23 protein-coding genes and 1 riboswitch are annotated in these 22,658 nt (G+C 37.8%); of the genes, 3 read left to right on the forward strand and 20 right to left on the reverse strand.

All coding sequences use genetic code 11. The features are described 5' to 3' along the window. Positions 1–12: 12 nt before the first annotated feature. The 16 genes from ACIQX2_RS16685 to ACIQX2_RS16760 all read right to left on the reverse strand — a co-directional run bounded on the left by ACIQX2_RS16685 (position 13) and on the right by ACIQX2_RS16760 (position 15,841). Positions 13–939 carry a C40 family peptidase gene (locus tag ACIQX2_RS16685; protein ID WP_402852920.1) on the reverse strand — a complete coding sequence of 309 codons (927 nt, stop codon included), beginning with the start codon at positions 937–939 and terminating at the stop codon, positions 13–15. A gap of 11 nt (positions 940–950) precedes the next feature. Beyond that, the gene (locus tag ACIQX2_RS16690; protein WP_402852923.1) at positions 951–2,033 is read right to left on the reverse strand and encodes a dipeptide epimerase; all 1,083 of its coding nucleotides are present in this window, start codon (positions 2,031–2,033) and stop codon (positions 951–953) included. A gap of 12 nt (positions 2,034–2,045) precedes the next feature. After that, complete coding sequence (locus tag ACIQX2_RS16695) at positions 2,046–2,969, reverse strand: S66 peptidase family protein (protein ID WP_402852925.1); 924 nt, start codon at positions 2,967–2,969, stop codon at positions 2,046–2,048. Positions 2,970–3,064: 95 nt separating this feature from the next. After that, entirely contained in the window at positions 3,065–4,717 is a 1,653-nt protein-coding gene (locus ACIQX2_RS16700) for a peptide ABC transporter substrate-binding protein (RefSeq protein WP_402852927.1), read from the reverse strand. Positions 4,718–4,772: 55 nt separating this feature from the next. Continuing rightward, positions 4,773–5,801 carry an ABC transporter ATP-binding protein gene (locus ACIQX2_RS16705; protein ID WP_402852932.1) on the reverse strand — a complete coding sequence of 343 codons (1,029 nt, stop codon included), beginning with the start codon at positions 5,799–5,801 and terminating at the stop codon, positions 4,773–4,775. A gap of 5 nt (positions 5,802–5,806) precedes the next feature. Continuing rightward, positions 5,807–6,754, reverse strand: coding sequence for an ABC transporter permease (locus ACIQX2_RS16710; RefSeq protein WP_402852935.1), 948 nt, complete (start codon positions 6,752–6,754; stop codon positions 5,807–5,809). After that, positions 6,754–7,689 (reverse strand): ABC transporter permease, encoded by a 936-nt coding sequence (locus tag ACIQX2_RS16715; protein ID WP_402852938.1) that lies wholly within the window; start codon positions 7,687–7,689, stop codon positions 6,754–6,756. Before ACIQX2_RS16715 ends, ACIQX2_RS16710 begins: the two co-directional genes overlap by 1 nt. Before the next feature lie 12 nt (positions 7,690–7,701). Further along, positions 7,702–8,526, reverse strand: a complete 825-nt coding sequence (locus ACIQX2_RS16720) for a M55 family metallopeptidase (protein ID WP_402852941.1) — start codon at positions 8,524–8,526, stop codon at positions 7,702–7,704. Positions 8,527–8,736: 210 nt separating this feature from the next. Continuing rightward, complete coding sequence (locus ACIQX2_RS16725) at positions 8,737–9,093, reverse strand: hypothetical protein (RefSeq protein ID WP_402852944.1); 357 nt, start codon at positions 9,091–9,093, stop codon at positions 8,737–8,739. Positions 9,094–9,424: 331 nt separating this feature from the next. Then, on the reverse strand, positions 9,425–10,375 hold the full coding sequence (locus ACIQX2_RS16730) for a C-terminal binding protein (RefSeq protein WP_402852947.1): 951 nt from the start codon (positions 10,373–10,375) through the stop codon (positions 9,425–9,427). A 15-nt stretch (positions 10,376–10,390) separates the two neighbouring features. Beyond that, positions 10,391–11,662, reverse strand: coding sequence for a TRAP transporter large permease (locus ACIQX2_RS16735; RefSeq protein ID WP_402852950.1), 1,272 nt, complete (start codon positions 11,660–11,662; stop codon positions 10,391–10,393). Further along, entirely contained in the window at positions 11,659–12,162 is a 504-nt protein-coding gene (locus ACIQX2_RS16740; protein WP_402852953.1) for a TRAP transporter small permease, read from the reverse strand. The genes ACIQX2_RS16735 and ACIQX2_RS16740 overlap by 4 nt, the downstream gene beginning before the upstream one ends. Before the next feature lie 62 nt (positions 12,163–12,224). After that, positions 12,225–13,253: a DctP family TRAP transporter solute-binding subunit gene (locus ACIQX2_RS16745; RefSeq protein ID WP_402852955.1), complete on the reverse strand. Its 1,029-nt coding sequence runs from the start codon at positions 13,251–13,253 to the stop codon at positions 12,225–12,227. Continuing rightward, complete coding sequence (gene dmpG / locus ACIQX2_RS16750) at positions 13,250–14,278, reverse strand: 4-hydroxy-2-oxovalerate aldolase (protein ID WP_402852957.1); 1,029 nt, start codon at positions 14,276–14,278, stop codon at positions 13,250–13,252. The genes ACIQX2_RS16745 and dmpG overlap by 4 nt, the downstream gene beginning before the upstream one ends. Continuing rightward, the gene (locus ACIQX2_RS16755; RefSeq protein WP_402852960.1) at positions 14,271–15,176 is read right to left on the reverse strand and encodes an acetaldehyde dehydrogenase (acetylating); all 906 of its coding nucleotides are present in this window, start codon (positions 15,174–15,176) and stop codon (positions 14,271–14,273) included. The genes dmpG and ACIQX2_RS16755 overlap by 8 nt, the downstream gene beginning before the upstream one ends. Before the next feature lie 2 nt (positions 15,177–15,178). Further along, the gene (locus tag ACIQX2_RS16760; RefSeq protein WP_402852963.1) at positions 15,179–15,841 is read right to left on the reverse strand and encodes a GntR family transcriptional regulator; all 663 of its coding nucleotides are present in this window, start codon (positions 15,839–15,841) and stop codon (positions 15,179–15,181) included. 396 nt (positions 15,842–16,237) lie between these two features. Here ACIQX2_RS16760 and ACIQX2_RS16765 point away from each other — a divergent pair, with 396 nt between their 5' ends. Together ACIQX2_RS16765 and corA are read left to right on the forward strand one after the other, a co-directional pair. Further along, a complete protein-coding gene (locus tag ACIQX2_RS16765; protein ID WP_402852965.1) occupies positions 16,238–17,731 on the forward strand; it encodes a BCCT family transporter in 1,494 nt (497 codons plus the stop codon). Positions 17,732–17,996: 265 nt separating this feature from the next. Continuing rightward, positions 17,997–18,097, reverse strand: a riboswitch (SAM riboswitch). 175 nt (positions 18,098–18,272) lie between these two features. Beyond that, entirely contained in the window at positions 18,273–19,235 is a 963-nt protein-coding gene (gene corA / locus ACIQX2_RS16770) for a magnesium/cobalt transporter CorA (RefSeq protein WP_402852967.1), read from the forward strand. 38 nt (positions 19,236–19,273) lie between these two features. On the opposite strand, the gene ACIQX2_RS16775 is transcribed toward corA, so the two are convergent. The 4 genes from ACIQX2_RS16775 to ACIQX2_RS16790 form a co-directional block, all read right to left on the reverse strand. Next, entirely contained in the window at positions 19,274–19,675 is a 402-nt protein-coding gene (locus ACIQX2_RS16775) for a hypothetical protein (protein ID WP_402852969.1), read from the reverse strand. A gap of 286 nt (positions 19,676–19,961) precedes the next feature. Then, on the reverse strand, positions 19,962–20,339 hold the full coding sequence (locus ACIQX2_RS16780; protein ID WP_402852971.1) for a hypothetical protein: 378 nt from the start codon (positions 20,337–20,339) through the stop codon (positions 19,962–19,964). A gap of 19 nt (positions 20,340–20,358) precedes the next feature. Beyond that, a complete protein-coding gene (locus ACIQX2_RS16785) occupies positions 20,359–20,832 on the reverse strand; it encodes an acyl-CoA thioesterase (protein WP_093062425.1) in 474 nt (157 codons plus the stop codon). A 50-nt stretch (positions 20,833–20,882) separates the two neighbouring features. Then, complete coding sequence (locus ACIQX2_RS16790) at positions 20,883–21,851, reverse strand: DUF4003 family protein (protein ID WP_402852974.1); 969 nt, start codon at positions 21,849–21,851, stop codon at positions 20,883–20,885. A gap of 91 nt (positions 21,852–21,942) precedes the next feature. Here ACIQX2_RS16790 and rluF point away from each other — a divergent pair, with 91 nt between their 5' ends. Continuing rightward, positions 21,943–22,647: a 23S rRNA pseudouridine(2604) synthase RluF gene (gene rluF, locus ACIQX2_RS16795; RefSeq protein ID WP_402852976.1), complete on the forward strand. Its 705-nt coding sequence runs from the start codon at positions 21,943–21,945 to the stop codon at positions 22,645–22,647. Positions 22,648–22,658: the final 11 nt, after the last annotated feature.

The raw sequence follows: 22,658 nt of genomic DNA on the forward strand, positions 1-22,658 counted from the left end.
TAAATCCCCCCCTCAAACGGCATATCTTCTAACTGCACAAATTTCCTTTTCTAACTTAGATCCCGCTAACACTAAAATTTCTACTGTTTTCCCAGTTGAATGCGAGTGCAAAAGCTGTCCATTCCCATAATAAAACCCAACATGCCTAACTGGTCCAGTCCCTTCATCATTTGCAAAAAACAGTAAGTCCCCAACTTTCCAAAGAGAAGAGTCAAGTATAGATATTTCTTCTCCCATTTTAGCTTGGTCACTTGCATCTCGAGGTATTATAAACCCACAAGCCTTCAGCATATTATACGTAAAACCTGAACAATCATAGCCATATGGAGACATGCCACCCCAAAGGTAAGGCAAGTCTAAATAATTTTCCCCTAAAACTACTGCCTCTTCTACGGTCCTTTTTGGAATCTGCTCCACAGAAGGTGCAAATTGAGCATGTGCTTTGGATAGTAAAGCTTTGCCGTGTGGTGTATGGACGGTATAAAATACTTCATCCTCTGACACTATTGGTAGAATAGTATTAAATGGTAAAACTAGTAGCGGCTTATTTTGTAAATCCCATAGTTGAGCTTTTCCAGACGAAACTCTTGCGATACCTTTAGAATCTGCTTGTTCAGCAGGCTGTATTTGTGCTAGTGGAATCCACCCTGGATAACCCCTACTATCTTTTTTAGATGGCTGCCAAAGAGCAACAACTTTTGCCCATTCCCCTTCTATCTCTTCCACAAGCACTGGCTCTCCGTAAAGAAGCTGTGTTTGCACACGATTTTCATTACATAAAGCTAGTCTTTCTTTGTATGGCAATGCCTCAAGCCATTCCCCTAATAACACAGGATTTGAGATTCCTGGACTATCTATATCTCTAGCAGAATTAGGTTCAGTCCAAATAGTTCCTACCTTTACAGCGCAAACCCATTCTTTCGTTTCATCAAATGGCATCTTTTTGCCTCCTAATCCAAATTCACATGTGCAATCCCTAAACCTGGTTCGTTGGAAAATGTCATATTACTTTTTTTATAGATTACTCCACCGACTATTAAATCATTTGCTAGCATTAATGGTGCATCAAAGTCGAAATAGCGAATATTTGCCTTACTTGCGGCAAAATGTGCAGCTGCTGTGATACCTAATTTTGTTTCAATCATACTCCCAACCATACATTTCACGCCGTTTGCCTCTGCAAACGTATTAATCTTTTGCGCGTTATAAATACCTCCGGACTTCATCAGCTTTATATTAATCAAATCAGCAGCTCGTGTTTCTAGAACTTGTTTTGCATCCTGCACAGAAAAAACACTTTCATCTGCCATAATTGGAGTATATGTACGATCAGTAACATACTTTAATCCTTCTAGATCCCAAGCAGACACTGGCTGCTCTACAAATTCGATGGATAGACCTGCATCCTCCATTAAACCAATTGCTTTTACCGCCTCTTTTGCATTCCACCCCTGGTTAGCATCGAGTCTGAGCTTTGGTGTCATTCCCACACGTTCTCGAATAGCACGAATACGTTCGATATCATCCTTTATAGCACCAATCCCTACCTTGACCTTTAAAACATTAAATCCATCCTTTATGTACCGTTCGGCATCATCCGCCATCTCGGTAGGGTCATTCACGCTAACTGTGAAATCGGTTTCTAGTGTATCCCGGTAACCTCCGAGAAATTGATATAAAGGAACACCAGCATACTTAGCAAGTATGTCATGAATAGCCATGTCTACAGCTGCTTTAGCACTCGTATTTCTTACTAAGACCGTGTTTAGTTTCTGAAACACCTGCTCACTTTGTAAAATATTCATACCGATTAACTGAGGAGCAATTATTTCGTTAATAGCGTAGCGGATACTATCCATCGACTCTCCAGTAATTACATGGGTTGGTGGCGCTTCTCCATAACCAACTATTCCATCACTTGTCGTAATAGTCACATACACCGAGTAAGCCGTTGTCACCGTTCGTAAAGCAGTTTTAAATGGTTTAGTCAGCGGAATCGCCACATCAACAGTTTCAATCGATTTTATATACAAGCTTCGCTCCCCCTATTCCACTCCAGGTAATATGGTTAAAGACATGTTATTCGCATCTAGTTCTGCTTCTATCCCAAGTGGTACTGCAAAATGAGGCTCGCAATGCCCGATTTTAAATCCTTTCACCGCAGGTTTTCCTAGTTTACCAATATAGTGATCAAACACTTCATCTAAAGACAAAGTAATCTTTCTTTTTTTAGGCTCGGCATCACTAAAATCTCCAATCACAAAGCCAGCAGCTGCATCTAAAATACCGGCCTGACGAAGTTGGTTTAACATACCATCGACTTTGTAAGGCTCTTCTCCCACATCTTCTATAAAAAGAAGTTTTCCTTTTGTATTTACTTCATATTTTGTACCTACACCATTAGCCAGTAATGATAAATTGCCTCCTGTTAGTTCTCCTCTAACAATACCAGGAGAAACTTGTGTCAATGGAGAGATTGCTTCGGTATAAAACAACTCCATCGGATTAAACAACTGTTGAAACATTTTTTTAGATAGCTCGGAGAAAGTATCTTTACCCACATCCGATGCTAACATTGGTCCATGGAAGGTAACGATATCCGAGTATAAGTTCATCCCTGTATGCAGAAAGGTTATATCCGAGTAGCCCCAAAATACTTTTGGATTTTCATGCATTAATTGAAAATCGATTTGATCTGTATAACGCGCAGAACCATAACCACCACCTGCACAAATAATTCCTGCGATATTGGGATTAGCGAACATCTCGTGTAAATCTTTTAAACGTTCCTCATCAGTACCAGCTAAATAACCATGTACATTTTCTACACTTTTTCCAAGCTGATAAGATAAGCCCAACTCCTCTAAAAAGGAAAACGAACGCTTTAAGTTATCTAAATTGGGTGGACTGGAGGGAGCAATAATTCCAATAGTATCTCCTTTTTGCAATCGTTTCGGGCGAATTTTCATCTGTTATTTCTCCTTTATACTCTATGTAAGAAAAGGGCGGCACCAAAGGAGGCACCGCGACCTTTCTATAATCACTTAATTAGGCTCTTACGCTTTTATTCGATCTTAGCCCATTTTAAGTCCATGTAGCCAACTGGATGTCTTACGATTCCTGACACTGTTGGTTTTTCAAGTGTTACTTGGTTGTAATAGTGAACTGGGAAAATTGGCATTTCATCCATTAATAATGCGTCTGCTTGGATAAGCATTTGCCAACGTTTCACTTCGTCCGTTTCCTTTTTAATATCGGCAATTAGCTTATCAAATTCTGCATTAGACCATGTTGTACGGTTCATGGAAGAACCTGTGATGAAGCTTTCTAATGCATTCACTGGATCTGCATAGTCAAATAAGAAGGAAGAACGAGACAATTGATATTTAAACTCTTTTTGCTCGGTCGCAAACACACTTGCTTCCACATTTTGTAGTGTTACGTCTACTCCTAATACTTCTTTGAATTTGCTTTGCAGTGCTTCTGCTATTTTCTTATGCGTATCACTTGTTGAATAAGTTAATGTTACTTCAGGTAACTCCGTATAACCCTCTTCTGCCATACCTTCCGCCAAAAGTGTTTTTGCTTTTTCTGCATCGAACTCTACAAGTTTGCCTGCAGTTTCTCTAAATTCTTTTCCATCTGGCCCTACAAATCCGTATGGCACGAAGCCTTCTGCTGGTTTTTCACCATTCTTCGTTACAAATTCTACTATTTCTTGTTGATCAACCGCTATTCCAAAGGCTTGGCGTATTTTTTTATTCGTGAAAGGCTCTTGTGAAACATTGAAACGGTAGAAATATAATCCTGCTTGGTCTTCATTTTTTAGTTCGGGAGAGTCCATTAACTGATCAGCCAACTCCGATGGTACTCCCGATACATCTAGCTCCCCTGTTTCGTACATTTGGTATTCTGTATTAGAATCGTCTACCATAGCCCATTCTACTTTATCCAGCTCTACAGTGTCTGCATCCCAATAATTTTCATTTTTCTCAAATGTAAAGCTTACATCATGTTCCCATGCAGCTAACTTAAATGGACCATTCCCTACAAATGTATCTGCTTCTGTATACCAAGTTGCATTCTCTGTTGCTACTTTCTCATTGACTGGGAAGAAACTTGGATTTGTAATGATATTCAAGAATGCTTCTGTGGGAGTATTCAATTTCACTTCGAATACTTTTTCCTCCAATGCCTTAATAGCAACATCCTCAGCTGCGCCTTCTCCACTGTTATAGGCTTCTGCTCCATCAATGAAGTACGCTAAAAATGCGGCAGGAGAAGCTGTTTCTGGATTTAACATATGCAACCATCCATAAACAAAATCACTTGCTAATACTGGTTCCCCATTAGACCATTTCGCATCGTCGCGAATGGTAAACGTATACGTTAGACCGTCTTCTGATACATCAATTTTTTCAGCTGTTGCAGGTTCTGCCACATGATCCTTTGAAAGTCTCACTAGTCCTTCCATTAGGTTGTTCAAGGCATTCCAAGAAACCGCATCGAAGCCAACAGATGGATCAAATGATGTTGGTTCATTTCCATTGTTTAGTTTTAGTACTTTTTCTGTTTCCGGTTCTGCTGCTGTTTCCTTTTCTTCCCCTTCGTTACCTGTATTAGTTACTGGTTTTTCACCAGCATCCTTCGTGGCTGTACAAGCACTTAACACAAGGACAAATAACGCTACTACAAATAATGATAACCATTTCTTCATCTTAGTTCCCCCTTTGTAATATATATGTGAATGCACTTACGCGCGCTCATCCTATTCAAGATTGTTCTTGTAATACCTTTGCACGTTCATCTTGTAGCCAACAGTCAACCGCATGTGATTCAGATATTGTAGTCGTGAAAGGATATACATGATCACATACTTCCATCGCATACGGACATCTCGCTGTGAAAGGACATCCTTTCGGAGGAGAAAATAAATCGGGTGGTGTTCCATCAATTGGTTGTAACTCTTCCTCTACTAAATCTAGACGAGGAACTGAATTTAACAGCCCTTTTGTATAGGGATGCTCTGGTGTGTAAAAAATGGCACGCTTATCTCCGATTTCTACAATTTTCCCTGCATACATAACGGCTATTCGATCGGCGATTTTAGCAACGACTCCCAAATCATGCGTGATCAATATTATCGATATATCTGTTTTCTCCTGAATCTCCTCAAAGAGCTCTAAAATTTGCGCTTGAATCGTTACATCGAGTGCCGTTGTCGGTTCATCTGCGATCAATAGTTCAGGTTCACAAATTAGCGCAATAGCAATCACAATCCGTTGTCGCATTCCTCCAGAAAATTGGTGCGGAAATTGCTTTAAACGCTCTGTAGGGTTTGGTATTCCTACAAGCGCTAACATCTCTATCGCTTTTTGCTTCGCTTCCTGTTTGCTTACTTTTTTATGTGTTCTTAGTCCTTCCGTTAATTGCTCCCCAATCGTGAGCGTAGGGTTTAGAGCGGTCATCGGATCTTGGAAAATCATTGATATGTCGACACCTTGGATTTTCCGCAGTTGCGGTTTCGTCATACCCGTCAATTCTTTCCCTTTAAAAACAACACTACCATTCTTAATAATGCCGGCAGGCTGTGGTATTAAACCCATAATGGCATTAGAAGTAACGCTTTTTCCACAGCCTGATTCACCTACTATCGCAAGAGTTTCTCCTTGATATAAATCGAAACTTACACCTCTAACAGCTTCAACCTCTCCACCATACGTCCGAAAAGAAACTTGAAGATTATCTACCTGGAGCACTTTTACAGGTGAACTGACCTTCTTTGTTTTCTTGCCATTCATCCAATCTACCTCCTAAGCTTCGGATCTAGCGCATCCTGCAGTCCATCCCCTAGCACATTAAACGCAAACATCGTTAAAGATATAAACAACGCAGGGAAGAATAAGCGCCACCAATGACCGGATAAAATAACAGGAAGCGCATCATTTGCCATTACACCCCAGCTTGCAAATGGAGCTGCTATCCCTAATCCTAAAAAGCTTAGAAATGCTTCAGCAAAAATAGCACTTGGAACTGTTAGCGTCATTTGTACTATAATAGGACCCATCGTATTGGGTAATAAATTCTTTCGAATAATTCTAGAGCTTTTGGCACCAAACGACTTGGAGGCTGTTACGAATTCATAGTTTTTAATCTGTAATACCTGTCCCCGAACAATTCGAGCCATCCCTACCCATCCAGTCACTGTAAGTGCTACGATGATGGTCGTTAAACTTGCTCCCATAATTACCATTAACAAAATCACTACTAACAAGTGGGGTAATCCGTAAAGTACTTCTACTATACGCATCATGATGGAATCTGTGCGCCCCCCTTTGTAACCACTTATACCGCCGTAAATAATCCCAATAAAGAAATCAATGAGCGCTGCCATTACTCCAACAAATATGGAAATACGGGCACCATACCAGGTTCTTGTAAATACGTCTCTTCCTGCCTCATCTGTACCAAACCAATGAGCAGCGGATGGTGGCTGGTTTTGACTAGGGTAATCGGTAGCCGTAACAGAATAAGGAGAAAAAATTGGTCCAAATATAGCGAAGAGCATCAATAAAATAAGAAAGATCAATCCGCCCATCGCCAATTTATTTTTTCGTAAACGACGCCAAGCGTCTTTCCAATAAGACAAAGAAGGTCTTACAACAGATTCTGCCTTTCCCTGTTCTTTCGGAAGAGTTCTAAACCATTCATCTTTTACATGCTGCGGGGATATTACTTCTTGTGAATTTGTCATTATGCATCCCCCTCTTTACGGTGTAATTTTATACGTGGATCCAGTAGTCCGTAGACGATATCTACAATGAAAAGCATGAACACTAGAAATGAACTATAAAACACAGTTGTCCCCATAATTACTGGATAATCTCGATTGTTAATACTCTCTACGAAATATTTCCCCATGCCTGGAATAGCGAAAATACGCTCGATCACAAATGTTCCTGTTAGAATTCCAGCAAGCATTGTCCCTAGAATTGTCACTACTGGCATAAGCGCATTTCTTAATGCGTGGCGAACAATTATTCTTACAGGGGATAATCCTTTTGCTCGAGCCATTTTAATATAATCCTGGGTTAGAACTTCTAACATACTAGATCTAGTTAAACGAGCAATTATAGCGGTAGGTCCCGTCGCAAGAGCTATTATCGGCAATATCATATGTAACGGACTAGACCAGGTTGCCGCCGGAAGCAAGTCCCAGGTCACAGCAAGTTGTTGAATAAGTAATGTCGCCAACACAAAGTTTGGAACAGATATACCAATAACCGCAAATGTCATCGCAAAATAATCGACTAGACCATTATGCCTAAGTGCAGCAATCGTTCCTAAAATAATTCCTGAGAGCAAAGCTACTAAAATAGTAAGCATCCCAAGTTCAAACGAAATCGGGAATCCCCTTGCCAACAGTTCATTTACAGATTCATTCGGCTTCTTAATGGATGGTCCAAAATCGAATGTCACGATAGATTTTAAATAACTTAAGTACTGAATATGAAGGGGTTGGTCTAATTTATAAAACTTTTCTAAGTTTGCCTGAATAGTAGGATTAGTAGTTCGTTCACCTTCAAATGGAGAGCCTGGTATTAAGTGCATCAACACGAAAGTTAAAGTAGCGATGATTAGAATTGTTGCAATCATCATGATAAAACGCTTTACAATATATTTCCCCACTCAAAAGCCCCCTCAACAGAATTTAGCTTGTAACGCTAATTCCACCATAACAAGCATCGCTCGATACGCCTCTAATATATCTTTCGCTTTAAATTCAACCATTGTAGTTCCTTCGATAATTTCACAACCTGGCATTAAAGCTGCCCACTCCGCTTGACCATAGTTCACAAACTCAATTCGTAATACCGGCTTATCAGGTGGTGTTAGTGGCTTAATTTGATCTCTTTTTTCGATTGCCTCGACTACTTTCTCTTTAAGCAAAGCCTGTGATTTTAAAGGATGTAACGTTTTTACAGCTGAACGAGAAATAGATTCTTTCACCACTGCAGTAACCACGCCCGGAAGCAGAGCTTCTGCTTCTCTACAAGCACCGTCATCTCCTGCCACCATAATTACGGGCACGCCATAATGTCCAGCTACAAAAGCATTTAACCCGAGTTCTCCTATCTCCACATCGTTTATGTACATATTACGAACCCCAAAAATCATCGAGTGACTCATCACACCCGGTTGTCCAGCGCGGGAATGATACCCAGCAAATACTGCTCCTAAATAGGTTTCATCTAATGCATGCACCATAGAATAGGGTTTAAAATCCCCTGTGATTAAAGAAGCATCTGGATGCAATTCTTCTACTAGTAGATTATTCATCTTAGAATGGCTGTCGTTAACCAATACTTCCTTTACTCCTTTTGATAAAGCACCTTCTACAATAGCATTAGCTTCTTGCGTCATTATACGTCTCGCCCGTTCATAATTATGCTTGTTGGACTCTACAAACGTATAATCTGGTAACCCGGTAATACCTTCCATATCGACCGATAAAAATAGTTTCATCTTACTCCCCCATGTTCATCTATCATTATATTTTGAATATCGAAATAAATTAAATTTTATCAAAATATACTGAAAATTACAATATGTATAATTACTTAGATAACTTGATATTTCCAAATTAAATTATAGTAAAAAAAAGCAAATGCCCTTTTTATGTAAAAGGCATTTGCTCATGTTTTCTATATTACGAAAATCTACAATATCGATGAATTATCTGTTCTGACCTGGAAAGAACTGTTGCTGTCCGTATTGTTGTTGCCCGAATTGTTGTCCATATGGTTGACCAAATGATTGTTGTGGATACATTCCTTGCTGCATAGGAAATGCCTGCTGACTTCCGGGTGCCATTACGTTTTGGTTTGTCACCGTGTAAAAGTGCTGAGGGACGTTTACGATATGTTCTCTATTCACGTTTACAATTGGATGGATAACAGGCTGCATTCTTGGTAGGAATGAATCACGCACTCGGTATTGCGGGGGACAAACAATTGGTTGAGCAGCTGGTTGATGCCACTGCGTTTTTTGACAGGAATGACAGGAACTAGGTTGATGATGATGTGGATTCATGGTTAATTCACCTCCTTCTTGCACTACTATTAATAAATGCAAAAGGACTGTATACAAACTAGACAAACATCACCATTGGATAAAAATAAAAACAGAAAAATAATCCCTTAAAGTAAATAAAAATTCTTTAAAAAAGAAAAATCCGGTAATAAAACATTCGTTTCTTTAAGCTCAAAAGCTGTTACGAATGTTTTCAAAAGGCTTTGGAAGAAGCTTTGCTATATTTTTACCGATTGATCTTTGAGAGGTTGGTCGTGACATCCCGACCAACCTCTCTTTTCTCGATGGTTTTTCTGTCCCCTCGCCCTCCTCCAAAAGGAAGAAATCTAGCTTAATTCAATAAATAAGTAGGGTTTTTACCATGAGATTTTTCAATTACATTTCTTACTGCTTTCTCGCGAATTTCTCTAAAAGCATCAACAGAATACCATGCAGCATGCGGGGTCATAACAACTTGTTTTAGATTACGAAGGGGGTGCACCACTGGAAGAGGTTCCTCTTCCGTGACATCTAAAAATGCTCCAGCTATTTCTTCGTTTTCCAATGCCGCTACAAGGGCCTTTTCATCTATTATCGGCCCCCTAGCAGTATTTATGATAAATGCTGATTTCTTCATCATTTTTAGTTCGCGTTCTCCGATTAAATGATGTGTAGCTTTTATGAGAGGTACGTGAATAGAAACAAAATCACTGCTTATCATTATATCGTCAATCGTTGCCTTAACTACTCCATCTTCCTCCATTTTCTCTGCAGAAACAAAAGGGTCATATGCCTGCACTTGGTATCCAATAGCTTTTAATTTTTGTCCCAAACGACGAGGAATTTTCCCATACCCAAGCAATCCTACAACAGCTTCACTTGCCCGCAAAGGTATCTGTGCTTTTTTAAAATCCCATCCACCGGCATTTGTGTCTTCATAATAGACAAATAAATTTCGAGCAGCAGCCATAATGGAAGCAAGTGCATGATCCGAGACTTCATCTACGCAATAGTCATTTACATTTGCCACTTGAATTCCTAGCTCTGTTGCAGCTTCAACATCGACCATATTGATACCTATCCCAAATCGTGAAATCAGTTTTAGATTCGGTGCAGCTTCCATGATTTCTCTATCAATATTTGCATACAGTATTATAATGGCATCTGACTGTTGCGCAGCTTTTATAATCTCTGCTTTTTCCCGAGACTGTAGCACCGTAAATTGAATATCCGCTTCACTCAGCATACTTTCTTCAATAAACAAGTCTTCCCACTCATGATCTATTAAAGTTACTCTAAACATACTAAACTTCCCCTTTTATACTAGGACTAAAGAAATCCAAGAAATATACGTAATAATTAATAATGTAATAACTAAAGCCAAAAAACCTGGCATTATAGCTTTTGATAATGGCTCAATTTTAATATTCGATATACTGGAAGCTACGAATAGATTTAAACCAAGAGGCGGAGTGATAAACCCTAGACTTAGATTGACAATCATAATAATTCCAAAGTGAATTGGGTCAACACCCATTTGAGCACTTAGAGGAAGTAAGATTGGAGTCAATATAATAACTGCCGCAATAGTTTCCATGAATGTCCCAACGACTAATAGTAATAAATTCACCAATAATAAGAAAATAATTGGATTATCGGTAATTTGCATAATACTTGCAGCCACTGTGTTGGGTATTTGTTCGAGTGCTAATATACGTCCAAAAACTGCTGCTGCAGCTACAATTACCATGATCGATCCTGTAGAGATTGCTGAATCATAGAATATAGCAACTGTTTGCTTCCAGTTCAGCTCACGGTATACTAAGAAACTTAATATTAATCCGTAAACAACCGCTACGACCGCTGCTTCAGTTGGTGTAAATATCCCACCATAAATACCTCCAAGAATTACCACCGGCATTAATATAGCGCCTTTTCCTTTATTAATAGCTTGAAATCTTTCTTTCCATGTTGCTTTTGGATCGGGTTTATAGTTTTCCTTACGAGCATGTAAATAGGCCCATAGCATCAGCGCAAAGCCCATTAAGATTCCAGGAATAATACCAGCTTTGAATAAGTTCCCAATAGAAGTTCCTGATGAAACCCCATAAATAACTAGGGGAATACTTGGTGGAATAACAATCCCAATAGTTCCTGCTGAAGCAATAAGAGCAGTAGCAAATATTTTGTTATACCCTCTTTTCACCATTTCAGGAATCATAATAGTCCCAATTGCCGCAACAGTAGCAGGCCCTGATCCAGATATTGCGGAGAAGAACATCGCAGTTAAGACCGCTGCAATAGCAAAGCCCCCTCGATAATGTCCTACAAATGAATTAGCTATATTCAATAAGCGCTCGGAAACTCCACCGCGTCCCATCAATACACCCGCTAGAATGAAAAATGGAATCGCCATTAACGGGAAGGAGTCATTTGCTGTTATCATTACTTGGGTCAATAAACTAAAAGGTAATGTTATATCTGTTAAAAGTATTGTTCCTAAACTCGCTAATAGCAATGAAAATCCTACCGGAACAGATAAGAGTAGAAACAGTATTAAAAGACCAAATAATACTAATGCTGAACTCATATAATAATATCCTCCTCTTTATTAGTGGAAGCTTTACCAGTATAAAGTAGGACAGAAGCTTGTATTATTCTAATGATAGAAAATAGAAATCCAATAGGTAGAGCAGAATATACAATCCACATTGGAATTTGTAAAGTTGCTGATTTTTGATTAAAAGTCTTCATGTTTTGAATTAAATCCAGACCTTGGACTAACAAAAATATCGACAAAACCAACAAAAGTAAGTAAACAAACTGTTGAATTACCTTTTGAAAACCTAAAGGAAGACGATCTAAAACAATATCTATACTTATATGCTTTTTTTCAATAAATGAAATTCCAATGGATAAGAAAATTAACCATATGAATAAATAACGAGAAGCTTCTTCTGTCCAACCTATCGCATCACCCATAACATAACGAGAAAATACTTGTAAGAAGATTAAAATCACCATCAAGAACATCGATAATGTTACGAGAGTTTTTTCAAAGTTATTTAAAACTTTTACAAATGACTTCATTAGAAAACACTCCCTATGTACTAATGTAGGACAGTCTATTGACTGTCCTATCATCGCTTTTGTTATTCGACCGCACTCATTAATTTTGTATATAAATCTTCTCCAACCAACTTTTCAATTTCAGGATAGACAACTTCCATCGCTTTTTTAAATTTAGCTTTTTCTTCTGGAGAAAGTTCTACGTATTCCATACCGCCTTCTTGAAGTAATTCAAGTGATTTTGCTTCATCTTCTGCTGATAATTGACGATTGAAAGTACGTGTTTCATCAACAGCATCTTGCACAACTTGTTGCAAATCAGCTGGTAAATCATCAAAGAATTTTTGGCTAATGACTACTGGCCAAGGTGAATATAGATGACCAGACAATGTTAAGTATTTTTGGACTTCCTGAAATTTTTGAGCGTACATTAAAGCAAGTGGTGATTCTGCAGCATCCACTGTACCTTGCTGTAATGCAGAATAAAGCTCTGTAAATGCTATCGGAGTAGCATTAGCACCTGTTGCATTCCACATTTGAATTTGTTGTTGGCTTTCTAGTGTACGAATTTTTAGTCCTTTCATTTCCTCAATAGAAGAAACTTCATGTTTATTATTCATTAAGTGACGGAAACCATTTTCCCAATAACCTAATCCTTTAATTCCTACGTCTGATAGACTGTCTAACACTTCTGTTCCTACTTCACCATCTAATACTTCATGCGCCATCGCTGCATCTTTAAATAAAAATGGAAGATCCCATAAATACATACCTGAAGCAAATGATGTTAAAACAGCACTAGATGGAGCAGCCATAGTTAAGTTACCTAATTGAATAGCTTCTACCATCTCACGCTCTCCACCAAGTTGACCATTTGGATAAATTTCTACTTTAATTTTTCCATCTGAGTTTTTTTCTACTAATTCTTTAAATTTTTCAAAGGATCCTTGTGCAAAATGATCTTCCGATGCTGCATGGCCAGCTTTAATTACATATGTGCTACCTTCACCATTCGAATTTGCTTCTGCCTCTGAGTTTCCTGATTCATCTCCACACGCCGCGAGTAGTAAAAGAAGTGCAAATATTAGACTAAATAAACCCCATTTTTTCATATCTCGATACCCCTTTTAATTTGTTTTTCCTTTGCTAAATCTTGAGCTACCCCAATAATCCAATCCTCTTGTCCACCAACTGCATTCATTTCCGCAATTTTGACTAAAATATCTCGTGCATCTACCCCATACTCTTTACCTGCGCGTTCAGCAAATAATAAGAAGCTAGAGTAAACTCCGGTATAACCAAGCATTAGGCTCAAGCGATCGATTTGTACAGGACGAACCATCATTGGTTTCATCACATTTTCTGCTGCATCCATCACTTTGTATAAATCAACATTATGTGAAATCCCCATTCTATTCATTACTGCTACTAACTGCTCTAGTGCAGCATTTCCTGCACCAGCACCCATGCCTGCCAGACTTGCGTCAATTCTATCTACACCTTCTTGAATAGCGACTATTGAGTTAGCAACTCCTAGCGAAAGGTTATTATGTGCATGGAATCCAATTTTTGTTGAGAGGTGTTGTTTAAATAATGATACTCGGCTCCTAACATCATCCATCGTTAAAGCACCTGCTGAATCAACAACATAAATTGTTTGCGCTCCATATGATTCCATTTTTTTAGCTTCTTCGAGTAAGTTTTCTGGTGATGTTCGATGGGACATCATCAAGAATCCTACTGTATCCAACCCTAGTCTTACTCCCGCTTTAATATGTTGTTCTGAGACATCTGCCTCCGTACAATGAGTTGCCACACGTACAACTTGAGCACCCAACTGGTGAGCATTTTCTAAGTGTTCAATCGTACCAACACCTGGTAATAATAGAACACCTACTTTAGCATTCTTAGCATTTTCAACTGCTGTACGTATGATGTCATCTTCTGTTTCTTTAGAGAAGCCATACTGAATGGAGCTACCTCCCAAACCATCACCATGTGTTGCTTCAATAATATCTACGCCTGAATCATCTAGTAATCTAGTTAACTCTGCAATTTGCACTTTGGAGTATTGATGACTAATAGCGTGCATGCCATCTCTAAGAGTCACATCATTTATAACTAGTTGCTTACCCATTTATACTCACCTCTTTATTCATAGCTTCTGCTATTATTTCAGCAGTTCGAACTGCGGCAGATGTAATTATATCCAAATTTCCAGAGTATTTAGGTAAGAAGTCACCCATACCTTCTACTTCAACTTGGACAGTGACTAAATCTCCTTTGAAAACTGGTTCGGATTTATAGCGATATCCCGGAACGTATTCCTGTAACACTTTCACCATCTGATCTATTGACTCTCTTATTTTTATATAGAGTTCTTCTGAATGTTCATCAATTTTTACGAAAATAGTATTTCTCATAAGAACGGGTGGTTCCGCAGGATTCAATATAATTAACGTTTTAGATTCTTTGGCTCCGCCTACTTCTTTTAAGGCTTTGGCCGTCGTTACCGTAAACTCATCTATATTTTGTCTAGTTCCTGGCCCTGCACTCTTACTAGAGATAGCTGCAACAACTTCTGCATATGATACATTCACAACATTCGAGATGGCTTTAACAATCGGTACTGTTGCCTGTCCGCCGCAAGTAACCATATTCACGTTATCTAAATTAGTAACATCAGAGGTTTCTAGATTTACAGATGGAATAATAAATGGTCCAACAGCCGCAGGAGTTAAGTCAATCGCTTTTTTACCAAGTTCTTTCAGTATTTTTGCATTCGTAAGATGAGCTTTAGCAGAAGTTGCTTCAAACACGATATCTGCTTCTTCATGAATTTCTTTAAATCCTTCAATCCCGTTGTATACAGGAATCAAGCCATATTCTTTAGCTAAAGCTAATCCTTTGGACTCTTGATCGATTCCTACCATTACGGTTGGTTCTAATAAATCGCTACGAAGCAATTTATACATTAAATCTGTTCCGATATTTCCAGAACCGATAATTGCGCATTTCACTTTTCTTTGTGTCATTTTCATTCTCCTTCTCCCTGTAATTCAAATACTGCCTTGCTATAATAATCTGAAGCCCCTTCTAAATGAGTTCTTAAAAGTGATTGAGCTAGTTCAATATTATTTGCATGTAGTGCATCTGCAATGACCTTATGCTCTAAAACAATTTCATTTTGCCTTTCTGCTGTAAATTCAGATGTAACTTCTATAAGTGTTTTAATAATTTCATTCAATGAATTCCAAAGACGTATAAGAGTACGATTATCCGTCATTTTTAATAGCTGATGGTGGAATTTTAAATCAGCTTCTACATTTTGTATGCCCCCAGTCAAAGATTCTTCCATCTCCTGAATATATTGATAGAGTAACTTCCCTTCACTTTCCAACAGTTCACCATCTTGAATTGTTAATGCATAAGTTTCTAGTAGAATTCTACTCTCATATAAATTTCTTATATCTCTTTCTCCGAATTTTTGTACTATAGTTCGCCCATTTGAGGGTGTTATTACTAGTCCTTCTGTTTCCAACTTAGAAATAGCTTCACGAATCGGACCTCTACTAATTGAAAGTTCTTGAGATAACTCAGATTCTTTTAAGTGATCTCCTTCTTTTAACTCCTGGAGCATTATTTTCTTTCGTAAATAAATTAGTACTTGCTCACTAATATGTCGTTTTTCAAACTTCAACAAAGAACCACCTTCAATTTTCTGAAAATTCTATTTTGTTAACAGTTAACCGTAAACAGTTAACTAAATATAATGTAAACGTTTCCAACACTGCTTGTCAATATGTTTTTCAGAATATTTACTTTTGGCATACTAGTAAATCAATTAGAATCAATTCTCATAATTAAAGAAACCCCAACTGGGATGATTTCGCCAATAAACGAAGTCGACTGTTTATACGAGTTGGGAATGGCAGCTATATAAAATTTCTTATTTTTAGTCGGTTTAACCATTAGGAAGTTTCAATATCATCTAAAATGGAAATACTTAAATGAACTATGTATAAGTGTATTGGTTGATTCGATAATATTTTATTAGTATAGTTAACGGTTTAACTTTAAATATATGGGGGGAAACATGAGAAAATTATCTAAGGTATTTTATATTACAATGGGTTTGATAGTTCTAGCTGTCGGATACGGGGCTTTGGCACCGAAAAGTTTTGAAGCTATTACTACAAATATTAAAACTTTTGTTGCTTCGTCATTTGGTTGGTACTACATGATACTTATGACATTTATGTTAGTATTAAGCATCTTTTTTATCTTTAGTCGGTACGGAAAAATCCGCCTTGGAAAAGATACAGATCGTCCACAGTTTTCAACGATTACTTGGATTGCTATGCTATTTTCTGCTGGTATGGGAATCGGGCTTGTCTTTTATGGGGCGGCTGAACCTTTATCACATTATGCGATCGCTCCTGCAACAGCGGAACCTAATACTAGTGCAGCTTTTAAGGAATCACTCCGTCAAACCTTCTTCCACTGGGGGTTCCATGTTTGGGCTATGTATGGGGTTGTGGCCCTGTCCCTTGCATTCTTCCAGTTCCGTAAGGGAGAAGCAGGCTTAATCTCTTCTACATTGAAGCCTATTTTCGGCAAAAAGATGGTAGGTCCATGGGGCACTCTTGTGGATGTACTCGCTGTTTTTGCTACAGCATTCGGAGTTGCAACTTCTCTCGGCTTTGGGGCTGTTCAAATTAACGCAGGCTTAAATTACCTATTCGGTTTTAAAATTGGTATTATGACTCAAATAATAATTATAGTGATAGTCACTGTCCTTTTCGTGGCATCCGCTTGGTCTGGATTAAGTAAAGGGATAAAATATTTATCGAACACAAATTTGATATTAGCTCTTGCTTTACTTGGGTTTGTTATTATTTTTGGACCTACCTTACTTATTTTTGATATGTTAACTGACTCTTTTGGAGGCTATTTAGGAAATATTGTACAGATGAGTTTCCGTACATCTCCGTTAAATTCCAGCAACCGCGAATGGCTTGATAACTGGACTATTTTCTATTGGGCATGGTGGATTTCTTGGGCACCGTTTGTAAGCATGTTCATAGCTCGGGTCTCTAAAGGTCGCACGATTCGGGAGTTTGTTTCTGGCGTTCTTGTAGCACCTACTTTACTAGGGGCATTCTGGTTTTCGGCCTTCGGTACTACAGCAATTGATTTTCAAAAAAGAGGCGTTGCCGACTTAGCCCAAGCCTCTACTGAATTAACTATTTTTGAAATGTTCAACGTGATGCCTTTCCCTGCGGTTGTTTCCGTTTTTGCTGTCCTATTGATTGCATCCTTTTTCATTACTTCAGCAGATTCTGCCACTTTCGTTCTTGGCATGCAGTCGACAAATGGTTCACTGACACCACCGAACAAGGTGAAGCTCGCTTGGGGAATAACATTATCTGTTATCGCTATTATTTTGTTGTCGGTTAATGGGTTAGATGCCTTACAAAATACAATTATTATTGCCGCCTTACCATTTTCGTTTGTTATGCTGCTTATGATTTTTTCGCTTATTAAGGCATTAAAAGCAGAAGCAAAAATAATGAAAATAAAAAAATAATGAAAATGCCAAGGATTTGTTAAACCCTTGGCATTTTCATATGGTGTATGTTTTATACAATTAGATACTTTCTTTCTCATTGTCAAATGAGAGGCGAGAAAGAAAGTTTTATTTTTACTCGTATACCGTCTTCTACAAATGAGTATGGAAGGTAGACGACATGTTACACAGTTTAAACACAACACTAAGTTTCTTGAGAAATAAATCAAATAAAACCCCTTCTTAGAAACAAGAAGAGGTTTACACATCATTAGTGATTATGCTCTTCTTATCTTCAAGCTTAACGCTTCTGGAATTAGCACAGTACAAAAATTGCCTGTTGCTGAGGTATCGTAGGGCCAGTCCCTCCACCTCTCTTGATAAGAAAGTTGTTTATTTGATTAATACCTAGTATACATATAGAAATGGTAGAAGTCAACTGGATTTATCAATTTATTTAGAATATATTATTTTTATACAGTGTCTCCTTTGTTTTAGATCATCAAAATAAGGAGACTATGAGATAATAGAATAGTGGTTGTCGTGAAAGCGAGGGATTCCTATGATTCGTACGATTGGTATAACGACCGATCATGAAATAGTAAGCGACTTTCCTTTAGAGGATATAAAGCAAAAAAATTTTGAATGGTATTGGATTGATATCGGGGAGCCAACGAAGCAAGAGGAGCTAATACTTAGTTCGTTTTTTCATTTTCATCCACTCGCAATCGAGGACTGTTTACAAAGATTGCAGCGTCCTAAGGTAGACTATTATGACGGATACAACTTCTTTGTTTTGCATACGTTTAATGAGGAGACCTTAGAGGCGGAAGAGTTAGATATATTCGTTGGTCAGGACTATGTAGTGTCCTTTCATTTCCACCCTATGCATGAGATGGAACAGGCACGAGAGCGTATTAGACAAAATCCACAGGGTTGGGGTAGAGGTGCTATCCATGCAACTTATAATATTATCGATAAAGTGGTGGATGCCTATTTTCCGATTGTCTACAAAATTGAAGATTATTTAAATGCTGTAGAAGATAAGCTCACTTATGATATGCGTCATTTTTCTATAGATTTAGTGTTCGATCTTCGAGGAGATTTGTTGCGTTTAAGGCGTACCGTTATTCCAATGAGAGATTTACTTTATCGAATTTTAAATTCAGAACGGATGAACTTACAGCAGACTGAGCACACCTACTTTGCCGATATTTACGATCATTTAATCCGACTGACTGAAATGATTGAATCGAACCGGGAGCTTACGGCTGATATACGAGATAGTCATATGTCTATAAACTCCAGTAGGATGAACCGTATTATGATGATTTTAACGATTGTATCGACCGTGTTCATCCCTTTAACGTTCATTGTTGGAGTATACGGGATGAACTTCAAGAATATGCCAGAGCTTGAGTGGAAGTATAGTTATTTTATCGTACTCGGTGCTATGGTTCTCATTGCTTTTTCGATGCTTGGATGGTTCAAATACAAAGGTTGGTTTAATCTGTTTAAAAATTAACAATAAACGAGCAAATTCTATATGAATCTGCTCGTTTTTTATTGATGGGCTGTCCAATAGTAAAACAATGCGGTAAAAGTAAGTTTTTCTGTATGCGTTAGATGGTGTGCAAGAGATACATGGACATTCATATATTGCACTTCAAAGGCTGGGTGCGCAGCATAGGGAAAAATACCAAACCGATACGTTGCTAATCTATGACCATCCAAGTTATTGACGTCAATGTCCCCATACATACTTTTAGCTTCCATTTGAAGCAGTTTTTCGTTATTGGCATCAAATATAATAGCCCTATTTTTTAAAGACATTGGAGGCATAACAACAGTAGTTAAATGAAGATGATTATGATCATACACCTTTATTTGCATAAATTTAAGCTTATTCTCAATGCTAAATGTAGAAACTAATTTCTCTTCCATCGTTTTTAATTGATAGGTCATAGGAAAGAACATTCCCAATCTGAAAATATTCAATACGGATAATTTTCGTCGTAAAGGCTGTTCTGTAGTGGGATTGATTTTATATAAACGTTCACCTGAGCCGGATACTAAATAAGTTTGAGGGATTAATGAGACATCTCGTTGGAAATTCAGTTCCTGAATCGGAAACTCAGCTGAGTAATAGTTACTATCTACTTTTTTCTCTTCGGGTAATTTTTCCGCAGCATGTTGAAAGAAAAAAGAAGAGCTGTAAATGCACTGCTTTAAGCAATGTATTTACAGTTTTTCATTGTTTCTCTAAAGCTTTTCCAAATAACTTACCGATAAAATACCACAGAATATATATACCTACTACGATACATACAAAGAACAGGGCACTTTCCATTTTTTCCGGTAAATTTATAGGTTCTAAGAATATTTGAATTGTTACTAATAGATAAATGATAGCTGCAATACCTGCCAGTAACACGATGCCGATAATGGATAGCTGCGAATAGGTTAGTTGTTTAATATGGTGACGGTGCTTCGTTATTTCTAAAAGAATGACGAGCACTATTGCTGTGAAAGTGATGGTAACTTCTTGAAGATAAATCGAATTGATCAAATAAAGGACGAGCAGCGTAATCATCAGATATTTGTATAGTTCATCAATTTGTTTTAGCACTTAGCCACTTCCTACCCTTTTAGTATTTCATTTCTAAGCGTTGCTTCCGATGAGCACGTCTAGCTGGTCCTGTTTCATAAAGGCGTTTTTCTTGCTCCGTTTCAGGATGTATCCCAGGTACAGGTACTGGTTTTCCATTTTCATCTACCGCAACCATCGTGACATATGATTCGGTCGTAAGTTTTTCTTCCCCAGTAAGTAGGTTTGTTGATGTTACTCGAACATAAACCTCCATGGAAGAACGACCTGCATTAGAAACGACTGCCTCTAGCTCCAGTACGTCACCCACCTTTGCAGAAGATAGAAAGTCTACTGAGTCTATTGAAGCTGTAACAACAGCACCTTGTGCATGTTTCATGGAGGAAATAGCTGCAATCTCATCAATAAATGCAAGCACTCTTCCACCAAAGATTGTTTCATGATGATTAGTATCCGGTGGCAATATTAAATGTGTTTGGATCGTTCTGGATTGACTCATTGGATTAGTGTTCATTATTCTTACCCCTCTTATATAAATAATCTATGTTTAGTATAGCACGTTCATTAATACGAGCCAGAATTTGATGTTGTTGCTACACTAGTTGCTGCAATAGTAGAAATCATAATCGCTTGTTGTGCTTGTAATATAAGCTCTAGCGAAGTTGCCATGGAAATCGCTGCAGTTGCATAAGCTTCTTTAGAAGATCTTAAGGACAATCCAAAAGCAATAGGGAGGGCTGAGTCTTTGTACCACGAAAATAACTTCATACTTGCAATGGATTCATAGGATGTTACAATCTCGTTTAATTGTTCTTCATCTAAGTTTAAAGCCGCCATAAATCCTATAATGGGATATTGTGCTTGAGATGTTTTTATTTTGACGCTTTTTAATCCATTGCGAATAATTACTGCTCTACTCACCATATTTTCTTCATATGCTGGATTAGAATACGTAAGAACCTGAGACATCCATTGTAGTTCATTCCCGGAATAGAATTTATGTTGCTTTAGTTCTTTATAATAGCGATTCATCGTTTCAGCTCGAACAGCTGTATCACCTTCCAATTTGCCAAGAAACATTGCATATGGATAATCGTCAGTAGAGGTTAAAAAGCGATGATGTGCCTTCATATCATCCATCAATTTTTGTGCCATTTTCATTTCATATGGCCATTGATTTTTTTGATCGGACATCATAAGGGCAGCCAAATACGTATAGCTATTCATTTTAAAACCAAACTGTTTTAAAGCATCAGCTTTTTCCATTAACAGATTTACTGCTTGTTCTGGTTCTGCTCCGGAAACGTCTAAAGTTGCAACAAATAATGGATTTAAGTGGGAGCGTAATGCAGAGAAGATGCCTGCTCTTTTTTTCAAATGGCTAGCTACTTCTTGATATCTAGTTTCATCAAATTCCTGCTCTAAAGTTACATAATAACCTGCAAGTGACAAAGTTATTCGTTTATCCACACTCCAACCTAATGTTTTTTTCAGTGCATTAAATGTTTGTTCTAAATTTTGTTCAACGCTCAAGTAAATCACTCCTTTGCTAATTTACGCTATTACTCTAATTTAGTTTCAACTTTTGTTATAATTAAATTAACAAAAAAAGTAGGTGTCTATAATGCGGATAAATAAATTTTTAAGTGAAGCTGGGATCATCTCGAGACGCGGTGCAGACAAATGGATCACGGATGGAAGAGTAATGATAAACGGAAAAACTGCAGAACTCGGCAGTAAAGTAGAAGCTGGGGACGATGTTCGCGTGGATGGCGAGCAAATTGTTGTTGAACAACCACTCGTTTATTTAGTATTAAATAAGCCTGTTGGTATTACTAGTACCACAGAATCTCATATTAAAGGAAATATCGTTGATTTTGTTAATCATCCACAGCGTATCTTCCATATTGGGCGTTTAGATAAAGACTCTGATGGTTTAATACTTTTGACGAATGACGGCGATATTGTAAATGAAATACTTCGTGCAGAAAACAGTCATGAGAAAGAGTATATTGTAACAGTGAATGAGAAAATTACCGATTCGTTTATTGAGAAAATGGGTGCTGGTGTTAACATCCTTGGTACTAAAACACTGCCTTGTAAAGTGAAAAAAATAGGACCAAAAACATTCAACATTATTTTAACACAAGGATTAAATCGTCAGATACGAAGAATGTGTTCAGCATTAGGATTTACAGTGAAAAGACTACAACGAATCCGAATCATGAACGTATCTATTGAAGGTCTTTCTATTGGGGAATGGAGAGAACTTACACCTACTGAAAAAGCAGAGTTATTTAAGACGCTTAACTATTCACCAAAACGGTAATAGTACATCAG

The sequence above is a fragment of the Psychrobacillus sp. NPDC096623 genome, from assembly GCF_044762655.1.
Taxonomy (GTDB): Bacteria; Bacillota; Bacilli; order Bacillales_A; family Planococcaceae; genus Psychrobacillus.